Source organism: Melioribacteraceae bacterium (genome assembly GCA_019638015.1).
Taxonomy (GTDB): domain Bacteria; phylum Bacteroidota; class Ignavibacteria; order Ignavibacteriales; family Melioribacteraceae; genus JAHBUP01.
Genome location: JAHBUP010000001.1, coordinates 217,272 through 229,909, shown reverse-complemented (window position 1 = coordinate 229,909; position 12,638 = coordinate 217,272). Strand labels below are relative to the sequence as shown.

Annotated in this window: 12 protein-coding genes; 5 read left to right on the top strand and 7 right to left on the bottom strand. The window is 33.8% G+C overall.

Annotation, left to right across the window (positions count from 1 at the left end; genetic code table 11):
• The first annotated feature begins 168 nt into the window (after nucleotides 1–168).
• The gene (locus KF816_00970) at nucleotides 169–1,992 is read left to right on the top strand and encodes a KUP/HAK/KT family potassium transporter (GenBank protein ID MBX3006573.1); all 1,824 of its coding nucleotides are present in this window, start codon (nucleotides 169–171) and stop codon (nucleotides 1,990–1,992) included.
• Between the two features lie 181 nt (nucleotides 1,993–2,173).
• The gene (locus tag KF816_00965; GenBank protein ID MBX3006572.1) at nucleotides 2,174–2,629 is read left to right on the top strand and encodes a hypothetical protein; all 456 of its coding nucleotides are present in this window, start codon (nucleotides 2,174–2,176) and stop codon (nucleotides 2,627–2,629) included.
• A 94-nt stretch (nucleotides 2,630–2,723) separates the two neighbouring features.
• On the opposite strand, the gene KF816_00960 is transcribed toward KF816_00965, so the two are convergent.
• Entirely contained in the window at nucleotides 2,724–4,289 is a 1,566-nt protein-coding gene (locus KF816_00960) for a beta-N-acetylhexosaminidase (protein ID MBX3006571.1), read from the bottom strand.
• A gap of 18 nt (nucleotides 4,290–4,307) precedes the next feature.
• On the bottom strand, nucleotides 4,308–5,006 hold the full coding sequence (locus tag KF816_00955) for a CPBP family intramembrane metalloprotease (protein ID MBX3006570.1): 699 nt from the start codon (nucleotides 5,004–5,006) through the stop codon (nucleotides 4,308–4,310).
• A gap of 190 nt (nucleotides 5,007–5,196) precedes the next feature.
• Here KF816_00955 and KF816_00950 point away from each other — a divergent pair, with 190 nt between their 5' ends.
• Genes KF816_00950 through KF816_00940 form a run of 3 tightly spaced genes read left to right on the top strand, consistent with a single transcriptional unit; the run spans nucleotide 5,197 to nucleotide 7,316 of the window.
• The gene (locus KF816_00950; protein ID MBX3006569.1) at nucleotides 5,197–5,580 is read left to right on the top strand and encodes a hypothetical protein; all 384 of its coding nucleotides are present in this window, start codon (nucleotides 5,197–5,199) and stop codon (nucleotides 5,578–5,580) included.
• A 12-nt stretch (nucleotides 5,581–5,592) separates the two neighbouring features.
• On the top strand, nucleotides 5,593–6,105 hold the full coding sequence (locus tag KF816_00945) for a hypothetical protein (GenBank protein ID MBX3006568.1): 513 nt from the start codon (nucleotides 5,593–5,595) through the stop codon (nucleotides 6,103–6,105).
• Nucleotides 6,102–7,316 carry a zf-HC2 domain-containing protein gene (locus KF816_00940; GenBank protein MBX3006567.1) on the top strand — a complete coding sequence of 405 codons (1,215 nt, stop codon included), beginning with the start codon at nucleotides 6,102–6,104 and terminating at the stop codon, nucleotides 7,314–7,316. The genes KF816_00945 and KF816_00940 overlap by 4 nt, the downstream gene beginning before the upstream one ends.
• On the opposite strand, the gene KF816_00935 is transcribed toward KF816_00940, so the two are convergent.
• From KF816_00935 to KF816_00915, 5 genes are all read right to left on the bottom strand, one after another.
• Nucleotides 7,317–7,808 (bottom strand): nuclear transport factor 2 family protein, encoded by a 492-nt coding sequence (locus KF816_00935; protein ID MBX3006566.1) that lies wholly within the window; start codon nucleotides 7,806–7,808, stop codon nucleotides 7,317–7,319. It lies immediately after the preceding gene.
• A gap of 74 nt (nucleotides 7,809–7,882) precedes the next feature.
• Nucleotides 7,883–8,101: a hypothetical protein gene (locus KF816_00930; GenBank protein MBX3006565.1), complete on the bottom strand. Its 219-nt coding sequence runs from the start codon at nucleotides 8,099–8,101 to the stop codon at nucleotides 7,883–7,885.
• 155 nt (nucleotides 8,102–8,256) lie between these two features.
• Nucleotides 8,257–8,556 (bottom strand): 4Fe-4S dicluster domain-containing protein, encoded by a 300-nt coding sequence (locus KF816_00925; GenBank protein ID MBX3006564.1) that lies wholly within the window; start codon nucleotides 8,554–8,556, stop codon nucleotides 8,257–8,259.
• 243 nt (nucleotides 8,557–8,799) lie between these two features.
• A complete protein-coding gene (locus KF816_00920) occupies nucleotides 8,800–9,150 on the bottom strand; it encodes a hypothetical protein (GenBank protein MBX3006563.1) in 351 nt (116 codons plus the stop codon).
• Between the two features lie 218 nt (nucleotides 9,151–9,368).
• Entirely contained in the window at nucleotides 9,369–12,596 is a 3,228-nt protein-coding gene (locus KF816_00915; protein MBX3006562.1) for a PD40 domain-containing protein, read from the bottom strand.
• Nucleotides 12,597–12,638 lie beyond the last annotated feature (42 nt).

The following is a 12,638-nucleotide window of genomic DNA, read 5'->3' as shown; positions in this document are numbered from 1 at the left end:
AAAAAGAAAAATTTAGATTCAATTGGTTTTTATTTATTAATGTCGCTCATAGGACTTACTGTACTAACTGTTGTTGGGTATTTATTCTACACACTTTTTTTCGGTTAAGTGTTCTGGAATGATTTTCTTTACAATATGATCCTTTTTCCCAATAACAACTAAATTAAAATGCCTTCAAATAGCTCTCAAAAAAAATCTATTCTTGACGTAATTAAAGCTATGGGACTTGTCTTTGGTGATATCGGCACAAGTCCAATTTATACACTCACTGTAATATTTCTTATTACTCCACCTACCATCGAAAATATTTTAGGAATATTATCTCTTGTGTTCTGGACGCTGATAATTCTTGTTACAATTCAATATGTGTTTTTAGCTATGAGCTTAAGCTCAAAGGGAGAGGGGGGAACAATTGTATTAAAGGAAATTTTAATTAGTACATTAAAAAAAGGGAGACCGGTAACATTTATTACTTTTCTCGGTTATGTAGGTGTTTCCTTATTAATGGGTGATGGTGTAATTACCCCCGCAATTAGTATTCTTTCGGCTGTTGAAGGATTAACATTAATCCCAGGTATTGGAGATATTTCTCAGAATACAATATTACTAGTAACTATTGCTATAACAATCGGCTTGTTCTCAATTCAATCGAAAGGAACTGATAAAGTAGCATCTTCATTTGGCCCAATAATGTTAGTATGGTTTTCATCTCTCTTTATTACCGGATTAATTTCAATTTCTCAGAGTTTAAATGTATTTGCTGCTCTAAGTCCCCACTACGGTATTCACTTCCTTTTGGAAAATGGATTTCTGGGAATATTTATTCTTTCAGAAGTTTTATTATGTGCAACTGGCGGAGAGGCAATTTATGCCGATATGGGGCATCTTGGTAGAGAGCCGATTAGAAAGGCATGGTTTATTGTATTTCTTCCATTGCTATTTAACTATTATGGGCAGGGAGCTTTTATTTTAAGAAATGGATTTCATACTAACGCATTATTTGAAATGGTGCGCTCTCAATCAGAAATAATGTATGTCCCATTTCTAATACTTACAGTTATGGCAACAATAATAGCATCACAAGCTATGATATCTGCTATATTTTCTCTTATATATCAGGGAATCAGAACACACGTTTTTCCACTTATGAAAGTAAAGTTTACTTCAACGCATCTTAAATCTCAGATTTATGTAGGAGTAGTTAATTGGATGCTTTTAGTTGCGGTAATTTTTATGATTATTTTATTTAAGAAGTCTGCAAATCTTGCCGCGGCGTATGGACTTGCTGTGATGCTAACAATGACTATAAACTCTTTATTTATGATTTTCATATTCAATATCAAAAAAGTGAAGATTAAGAGATATGTAATAATTTTTGTTTTCTGTATAAATTTATTATTCCTCGCCGGGGTGTTTAGTAAAATTCCACATGGAGGTTTTTGGTCACTAGTAATTGCGGCAATACCTTTTGTTATAATTTTAATATGGGCACTTGGCAACAAGGCTGTATTCAGATCGTTTCGCTCTCTTCCAATAGATACATATCTTGAAAGCTTTAACCAGCTTTATTCAAAAGGCAACCTAATACCGGGAACCGCCGCCTACTTTGCAAAAAATTTAGATATGATTCCTCCTTACATGGTTCATAGTACAATCAGAGGCAATATTATATATGAAAACAATGTGCTGATCTCGGTAATAACAATGGATAAACCTTTTGGTGTTCAGAAATTATACGTACCTGATATTTCAGAAGGGTTATCCGGAGTGGAGATACAAGTAGGGTATCTCGAGAAATTAAATATCCCCCAAGTATTGAAAGAAATGAATATTGAATCCAAAGTTATGTTTTATGGAGTTGATGATATTCAAACCGGAAAGTTGTGGTTAAAAGTATTTGCCTTTATTAAAAAAATCTCATCCAACTTTGTACAATTTTTGGATTTGCCCTATCAAAAACTTCATGGCGTTGTAACCCGAATCGATATTTAAATCTGTTGAAGAATTAGTTTAATTGTATTAAAATAGGTGTGTCCTTTTGCCGGTCAATTCTTAAGTAAGGGGAAAAATATGACACGGCCTTACCACTCTAATAATTATTCGATTTATTTCCTCCAGCGCAAATTATTTATCGAAAATAAATATTTGAACCAACTTAATTGCGGAGGATTCTATGCAAACTCAAAAATTAATATTGACTGTAATTATTCTTTTACTTGCGTCGAGTATGCTTTTTGCTCAAGAGATGAAATATTGTGAAATGATTGGTAAAGATGTAAAAGAAGTATTAAGGGTATATGGGAAACCAGTACATCAAGATCTTTCTAATCCATCAATGAAATGCGTTTTCTATCAATCAAAATCATCACGAGCGGCGTTTATTTCTGATCAAGACGGGGTTTATCAAATTCAAGTTGATTTAACATACGATTCGGAGAAAGAGGCGCAAAAGTCAATCTCAAAATTCTTACTTAACTGCGTTCAGAACGATTACAAAGTTGATACTCTTGATATAACAAATTTTGCCGTAAAAGCACCCGGCATCAAAATGAATCTTAACTTATTTAGAAATGATTATTTAAATAAGTATGAGATAAAATTTAAAGCTGATCGAAGCGAGATTAAATAAATTTCGGCCGTGGAGTATTTTGTAAGGTGTCCAAACTTAATCAAAGCTTAACAGCAATTAAATCGATTTAATCTAAACAAATACTGAATATACTCTATTCACGGGGCGCCCTGTAATTAATTCCTTTAGCAGAAAGTAATTTATAGTGATGTTTCATTCTCTCGTTAAATTTTTGAAAATCCTTCTGTTCTTTAGCTGACCAAACAACTTCGCTTAAAGCGCATAACCGTGGTAGAAGCATGTATTCAACCTGCTCTGTTGTGAGCATATATTCAGTCCATAAATTTGCTTGTGCTCCAAGAATAAATTTTGCCTCCTCTTCAGTTAGCTCTTTGGGCACCGGTTCGTAGGAATAAACTTTTTCGAGACTGATATACCCGCCAATTGCTTTTGGCTCTCCACTTTTTGCCTGGTAATAATCAAAATAGCAGTGTGAAACCGGACTCATTACCGCAAAGTGTTTCGACTTTGCTGCTGCAATTCCCCCTTCAATACCTCGCCAACTCATTACGGCGGCATTCGGGGCTAATCCCCCTTCTAATATTTCATCCCAGCCAATAATTATTCTTCCCTTCGAATTTACAAACTCCTCTATTCTGTGAATAAAATAACTCTGCAATTCATGTTCATCTTTAAGATTTTCCTTTTTAATTCTTGCCTGACATTTTTCACATTCTTTCCATCTTTTCTTTGGCGCTTCATCGCCGCCAATATGAATATACCTGCTAGGAAATATTTCCATAACTTCTGTCAAAACATCCTGAAGAAATTCAAATACTTGATCGTTACCAGCACAATAAATATCATCAAATACTCCCCATGTATTTATCACCTCAAATGGTCCACCGGTGCATGAAAATTCAGGATGCGCAGATAGGGCGGCAACAGAATGTCCAGGCATTTCAATTTCTGGCACTACTGTAATGTATTTTGTTTTGGCATATTCAACAATCTCTCTTAATTCGTCTTGAGTGTAAAACCCTCCATATGTTGATCCATCAGCTTCTCTTCTCCATGCACCAATTTGAGTTAGTTTAGGATATTTTTTTAATTCAATTCGCCAGCCTTGATCCTCGGTCAAATGAAAATGAAAAGTATTCAATTTATACATAGCCAGAATATCGATATATTTCTTTATAAAACTTACCGGGAAGAAATGGCGGCAAACGTCTAGATGTGCTCCCCGCCAGGTAAATCGTGGAGAGTCTGCAATTATTCCAATAGGAATAACTGTATCGTTACTGGTCTCAGATACAGTTAATAATTGAAGTAATGATTGAATTCCATAAAATATTCCAGCCCCCGTTTTCCCCAAAATTGTAATTTCATCCCTCTCTATATTTAATTTATATGATTCCGGATTGGGCAGATATTCATCAATAATTAATTTTATGAAGGGTTTTTTCTTCACAGTTTTCGAACTGATTGGCTCTATTTTTACATTATTAGTTTCCTTTAAACTATTTGAAAGATATTCTGCCAATAATTTTATTTCTTGATTATTACTATCATAATCAATTGACGAATATGTTTTTAGAGAAGTGACTTCCCCATTCATTTCAATTTTGTTTGGTTGCGGTATAATTGAAACATTCTGAGCTGATAAATTAACCATGAGCAGAACCGTGATGGTGATAAAAAATGAAATTATCTTTTTCATTATTAAATCCGATTGATTTTAAATAATATTAAACGCTATCAATAAGAAACCTGAGCCATTAAAAATCCCATGAATAAAAATTCCCACCAATGTGTTTTTGGTTTTATAAACAGAATATGGAAGGATAATTAAAATGGGGATTAAAGTTATTAATAATTCCAATCCGAAAGCTAAATGAAACACACCCCATAAAAAGGAATGCAATACTAAACTTTTATAACTATTTTTTTGTCGGGGTAAAATATACCCACGCCACATCAATTCTTCACCAACAATATTAAAAAAGAAAAATGGAAGCCATAACAAAATCATCCAATACTGATCGGGTGTAAATCCATCAAACTTCATAAACCCGGGTGAGGGATCAAAATTTTGTATATTATTTTTGATAAATAACATTATGATTGCCGAGAAGATAAAAGTTGCCAGTAATCCCACAAGCGCGAATTTCCAGTCACGTTTATTCATACTACTCAAATTTAGGGCATGAGCTATAGTTTTAAAGTCAGCTGAGCTTGTTTCTTTTTTTGCGAGAAGAATGGCAATTACAAAAAGAGGTAAAAATACAAGAATTCCCCCAGTCAAAAACCAACTGAGAATTGGTATCAATCCATAATCCTCATTCAAGATCGGAATAAACAAATGTGTACCTAAATAAAGTGAAATCGTAGCCACAAGGAATATTGATACAGTTGATAAAAGGGGGATTGTTTTCATTTTAAATAATTACTCAATAATCGTTGAATAAAAAATAAATATTTTTTACAGATTTGTTACTTTTTAAATTTGGAGCAGGATAAATCAAAGCTTAATTTTACTTGAAGAAGAGAACTTTTATTTTTATCATCAACTAGTGTATACTGGCAATTCATCATCTTTAATTATTGAGTTTATATAAAGGATAATTATGGGTTCACAACAATTATTACTCATTGTGGTTGGATTGATTGTGGTGGGATTATCAATCTATGCCGGCATGAATATGATAAAGAATTATTACGAGGAGAGTAATCGGGATAATATTGTTAGTCATATTTATAATTTAGGAATAGACGCCCAGCAATATTATAAAAAGATGAATGTACAGGGAGGAGGAGGGGGTTCTTATTTAGGATACTCTATTCCTGATAGGTTAAAAAGCATACCTTCAGGATCATTTGAATCAATTGCGCGTGTTGATAGAGTAGATTTTAGTGGAACCGGTTCTGAAATAGGACGAAACGGTTTTAGTGAAATTCGTGTGACTGCCCGGGTTGATAAAAATGGCATTAAAATTACAATTGTAAATTAATACGGTATCCAGTTGAAAGACGAAAACACCAATTATGTTAATTATCTAATTCAGCTTTCACAGCAGGGAAGGAAAGGCGCGTATATTGACCTCTGGGAAATTTTTATTAATTCCATCTATACTACCATAAAACGTTTAGTAGGCGATGAGGAATTGATAAAAGATGTTTTACTTCGATCTTTTCTTGAAGGTTGGAATAGAGTTAGAGATTATGATGTGCGAGTATCTTTTGGGACATGGTTGAAAAACATCAGCATTTATATGGCTATCTTTGAACTGAAAACTAGATATACCTCTGAAGAGATAAAAAAACCATCGGTCATTGTTGCTATTGATGATATACAACAACTTGAAGCTTTTATACAAACACTTCAACCTTCCGAAAGAATTGCTTTTGTTCTTCACGACATTGAAGGGTATTCATACGACAATATGAAAAAATATTTTAGTGATTTAATTATTGATGAAATAAAAACAATTGTAGTTAATACGCGACATCAAATTATGAGCAAAATTGGAATATGAATTGCGAAGAAGTAAAAGTACTGATTCATGATTATGTAGATGAGATTTTGGATGATTACACCAAATCCGAAATTGAAAATCATCTACGTGTCTGTGACAACTGCTTTACCGATTATAAAAGGTTAACCATCTATTTTGAAAAGCTTCGCAATTTTCCAATGTGGTTTGAGGCACCCCCCACTATTTTACTAGCATTCAAAGATGAATTACTAAGACAATCGGATAAGAGTGCTTTGCAAAAGGAACCGCCCAGACCGATCCCTCAAAAACAGATAAAGCAGGTAGAAAAAGAAAATAAAAAAAGAGTTACAACAATTCTTAAGAAAAAAAGTAAGACTTCTCCTGCAATTGCAGTGTCACGATTAATTAAACCTAGGTTTAATAAAAAAAGCTTGGATCCAAAATCTTTTGTCTTAACAATACTTCCTCTTCTAGCAATATTATTAGGATATTTTATTTACGACTACAGCAAGTATAACTCCCCCTGGTCATTAAAAAACTTGAGTGGGAGAATTTACATTAATGGAGAACAAAACCTTAGCGGTACAGTATCGCAAGGAGAGAGCCTCCAAACCGATACTCAGTCTTCGGTAGTTGTTCTCGTTCCTAAAGTTGGCCTTCTTGAAATTTTTGATGTATCATATCTTTTTATCGACAAAGCAAAGGATGATGATAATCGTGTTGTGCTAAGAAATGGTAAAATCCGGGTTATAAATTCAGAAACGATGCCCGACTTACGTATTCAGGTTGGTGACGTTTTTTTATATGACAGAAGTGGCATTTTTCGGGTAGATATAGGGGATCTAAATCAAGCCAGAGTATCGGTGGAATATGGTTTCCTTGAAATGAAATATTTAGATAAAAGTTATTTTATCGATGAAAATTATATTTCGGAAATTAGACCGGGATTCCGCCCGGGAACTCCGTATCGATATGATGCTTCAAATAATCTGATTGACGCTGTTAGAAAATTTGATTTCGAAGATGGAAGCGATGAATCAATAAAAGAAATAATTGCATATTCTAGGGAACAGGATATCTTAACTTTACTCGCCCTTATCCCTCAAACGACAATGGTTCCAAGGCAACAACTTTATCAAGCAATAACCAGCTATTTCCCACTGCCCAAAAACGTTACTATATCGGGAATACTTGACGCTGAAGAAGAGATGGTGTACCGCTGGTGGCAGCACATCGAATGGCAGCTATAGTTAATTATCCATATCATATGTGAATGAATTAACGGCAATGTAGCGGAATATTTTCCAGCTATCATCTTTTTGTTTTTTTAATATTCTAAAACTCTTTTCAGTATAAACCGGATTATCTTTTTTTTCAATGGGGTCAAACTTCAAAAACGAACTCGTTGTTCTAACATAAGCAATACTACCGGACACAATTATTTCTTCAATTTCATTACTCCACTTTCCACCTTCAAATAAATTTTTGTTTTTTGATAATTCAGCAAATAGAGCATCTGCGCCAATTATATCTGATGAATCATAAACAACTCCCTGATATTCAGTATCAATAAAGAATAGCGCACTTTCTATATCTTGATTATCAAAGGCTAAGAAATAATTTTCAACCACTTCCCTTACACTATTCTCTTGAGTAGATTTTGATATTTTTCGGCTTGATTCGGGAATTTCTTTTGTACAGCTAAAAATTAATATTAATAAAAAAAGCGGGGCAAATTTCATGATCTAATTCCAATTATTTACAGTACAATAATAAGAATAGAATGTTCATGGATAAAGATATGTTTTAAATATTTTTATGCGGCGGATAAAATCGTTCTGCTCTCCTCCCCTTTTTTCTCAAGCTCATCTTCGGCTCTGAGCGAGGGCAAAAAGTATAATACTAAGGGCGCAAGAAAAGAAAAAACAAACCCAATCAAAAACCAATTTTTGCGATTTCTATTTTTTGTTGACGCTAGTAAAGAACAAAAAGAACCTATAATTAATCCTGTTACTGCAAATATCATCTCGTACATAGACTCTCCAAATATCTACATGAAATTTGCGCAATTAAATTTTTCCAGTTATTAAGCGGCTATTAATAAATTATGAAGAAATTGTTAAGAGTTTTTGAAGTGATTATACACAAAACCCCGCTAAGCGGGGTTTTGAATTTGATATTTATTATCGGTTATCGACCTACTTTATCGAGATGTTCTTTTCTAGCTTCGAGCTGTTCTTTAGTTTCAACTCTATCTGGATCTGGAATAATCGCTTCTGTAGGACAAGCAGGAATACATTGAGGTTCATCATAAAATCCAACACATTCTGTACACTTATCTGGTACTATGTATGTATGATCTTCTGATAACGCCGGAAATTCTTCGCCGCCTAATAAATATGGTGCGCCAGGTGAATAGATTGCTGTATTTGGACATTCTGCTTCGCAAGCATTGCATGAGATGCATTCATCCGTAATCATGATTGCCATGTTTTTCCTCCAAAGAAATGGGTTATTATTGTCTTCTTAAAAATAAGGAATTATCTCGACTTACAAATGGCTTCCATATTAATTTTTTGAGTGATGTGAGGAAAAACTGTTTTGAATTTTCTTACTGAGAGATATTCCATTTCTGGTAGAGGAAAATCTTGATTTTCTTTAAATACTTAGATTAAAATTGAGTAGGCGTTAGAGTAGGGGATAAAACAGTTTGGTAATCAAAAGATCTTTATTTCAACCATTTAATTTCGGTTTTTCCGTCAACGAATTGCAGAAAAAAAACATTACTGCCGGAAGAGGCAATAGATACATTAGATAACTCTCATAATCAAAACCTCCAATGGAAAAATAGAACATAATTACTGCGACAGTACTGATAAAACCACCCACAATCTCAAACTTAAAACCAACGAGATAACCTATCACCAAACCACCAATTGATACAAAATTTAAATAATTTATTATGGTAAGGTTGTCCTGAAGGTGTAGAGCCGCAAAATGAAGAAGCAGTCCAGCCAAAAAGAGACTTAAGAGTTTTGTATTCAATCTAACTATTTTAATTAATTCTGAAATGGAATTGTCCATTTTACCCTCAGAGTAGAAAACTTTAATAATTACAATTTTAAACTCGGGATTAACTTCCAAAAAGTCAAGCGTTAAGATACTATAAACTAATAAGTAACGGGATTTAACTAGAATTTTTATGAAGAAACCTGGCGGAAGTTGTTATAGTGCAACAGAAATAAAAAGAGGCTGACTCAGAGATTTGCGAATTTCCAATTCAGCCTCACTCAAAACTTAGATCATTTAGATTCTCTGACTTGATCTAATAATTCATCAACTGCCTTTTTCAATTGCTCATCAACTCCCTTTGAAATCCAATCAACGCTATTTTCAACAATTATATTTGGGACTGCCGGACCCAATTCTTGGTTTTTATCAGTTACTTTTGTAAACCAAGCTCTTGATGGAACTCGAACAAAGGATCCATCTATTAATCCTTTTCCTCCTGTTGAAATCACAGAACCATTAGTAGCAATACCAACAAGTTTACCAATTCCTAACGTTTTATATGCATGTGAAAAAATCTCTGCATTTGAATAACTACCTTCATTGCAGAGTGCAATTGATGGTTTTGTCCATGCAGAGAAAACTAATCTTTCCCCCAATGGATAATATTCTTTGAATTTTAATTTATCTTTTTCAAGATCCTTTGAAGCACCGCGAGGAATTGTATATGCATGTTGTTTGTAGTTTAGTATTGTCATTAAATAATCTGTTGTAGAACCTCCACCGTTGTAACGGACATCGATTACCAAACCATCTTTACCATAACCCGCAGCAGTTAAATCCCTTTCAAATACTTCAAAACTTGGCATATTCATTCCCTGAATATGTATATATCCCAGTTTTCCATTTGAATATTTGTCAACCATTTTTCTTCTCTGCTCAACCCATTCTTCATACATTAATTGACGAATATTTGCTGTTGGTCGAATTGCAACTTCCTTTTCTTTTCCAGCCGAATCTTTAACAATAAGCAATACTTTTTCATCAACCCTTGTGTTTAGCAAATCATAGAAATTGGCTTCCTCGTCAATCATTTTTCCATCTACAGAGGTAATTATTTCCCCTTCCATAAGCTTATTTAAAGATTTATCTGCAGGAGTATTTGAAATAACTTTCTTTATTAACATTCCATCTTTAACTGGAACCAGCTCGGCACCCAACAGACCAGTATTGATTTTCTGAGTTTCTTCCCTTTCTTGAGTCATAATACCCATGTGGCTCGCATTTAATTCACCAAGCATATTATTAAACATATCTCTGAAATCGTTATTCGTTGATGCAGCCATGCATAATGGTTTATATTTATTTCGAAGCTTTTTCCAATCGTTTCCATGAAATTGAGGATCATAAAATGAATCTCGAATTGTTCGCCAGGCTTCTTCAAACATTTGGTCACGTTCTTCAGCATAATTAATTTTTACTTTCGCACTATAAGGTAGTGATTCTGATTTATCTGACTTCAAATCATGACGATTAATTGAACCGCCCGTTTTTGTGTAGTATAAATACTTATTTTCTTTATCAATTGAGAGATTGCCCGGATTAGCACCTCCTTTAGACAATTCTTTCAAATCCTTTCCATTCCATTTAATACTATATAAATCCCTTCCCTTTGCATTACTACTGTTGGCTGTATAATAAAAAGTTTCACCATCTTTGGAAATCAACACATCGGCCTCGTCGCCGGCAAAATTGGTAACTTGAATAACTCTCTCATAAATTTTATCAAAATCAATTTGAACAGGCTTTATTTTAGGTTCTGATTTTTTCGAATCCTTATCATCCTTTTTTTCGGCAGGGGCTTCCTTAATCGGTTCTTTTTCATCCCAATCATGAGTCGTTCTTTCCCAATCCTCTTTTTTTAGCCAGACAAACCAAACGTCATTATTTCTATTATTTCTTGCGGAAATAAAACCCAGTTTTGAACCATCGGGACTCCAAAAAGGATTGTTATCATTTCGTGGATGCATACTAATATTTACTGGTGCCTTTGATCCATCGGAAGCATGAATAAATACTTCCTCGTTGAAATATAAATCGAGCATTGAGTAGGCTAGCCATTTATCGTCTGGGCTCCACTTTACATCTGATGGTACGGTCCACCCCTTGTGTAAAACTTTTTCATTTGTCAATTTACCTTCTGCCAAAATATCCGCTACAATAAATTCCTTTACATCTGTTCCTCTTATATATGCTATTTGTTTGCCATTGTTAGAAACAACAGGGGCCAATTCATCTTCATCAGTATTGGTTAATTTTACAATTTTATGCTTTAGTGATTTGAATAATCCCGGTTCTTTCCTATCATCAGATTGAACCATATATAAGTCGTAATTATTATTCTCGCGATCAGAAGCAAATATTAAAGTAGTATCATTAAGCCACACAGGATCATTTTCACGGTATGAGTGGTTTGATAAATTTGCGGTTCTATTTTTCTCCTTATCTGCCTCTTTTACAAATAATTCTCCCCTAACAATTAATGCGATTAATTTTCCATTAGGAGATACATTATAGTTTGATACACTATTAGTAAATGTTTTAACCTCGAAAGCATCAAGTTTTTGATCAGTATCAATTTTAATATTCAGCTTAGAAATTTTATTATCGGTGGTTTTTAGTAGGTAGAGATTAGAATCCTTTTCGAACACAATTGTTGAGCCATCTGTGGAAATGTCAAAATGACGTATTGAATTTTCTTTTTCGAAAGTTAGTTGTTCGGGCGTTCCGGCCTTACCATTGTTATCAATAGTAATCTTATAAATATTATACCTGCCGCTGTTTGAGCTTATAAAATAAAGCAGATTATTTCCGCTCCACTTAGGAAGAATATCATTTGTTTCAAATCCAACAATTTTAGAATATTTATCGGTCTTCGAATCGTACAGCCATATTTCTCTGTTTGATGGACCTCGGTAACCTTCGCGGAATAGTGGATTTATATCACCTCGAACAAATGCTGTAAATCTGCCATTTGGCGAAACAGATGGATCAAATCCAACTGCATTTAAAACTCTTTTTTCTGTACCACCACTTGAAGAAATTTCATAAACTTCAAATGGTCTTTCAATCTGGTTGAATTCTCTATTTGTAGAAAAAATAATTTTGTCGTCGGTTGTCCAACTCGAAACATAATCTTGTGCGGAGTGATATGTAATTCTCTTTGCAGTGCCACCCGAAGCGGGAATAACGAAAACATCACTATTGCCAAATCGATTTCCCGAGAATGCTAATAATTTTCCATCATTACTAAATCTGGGAAACGACTCATATGCTTCATGCACAGTTAAACGAGATGTGGATCCATCCGCTACTTTTGATGTCCAAATATCTCCTTGATAAGAAAATGCCACAACCGAGCCATCTGAGTTTATTGCAGGGTGTCGTAATAAGAAATTCTCTTGCGAAATGATTTGTGAGCTTATAAATAAAAAAATAAGAAGCGTTGATAATTTTTTCATTGGTACCTCAAATTAAGTTGATTTAATATATAGATATGAGTC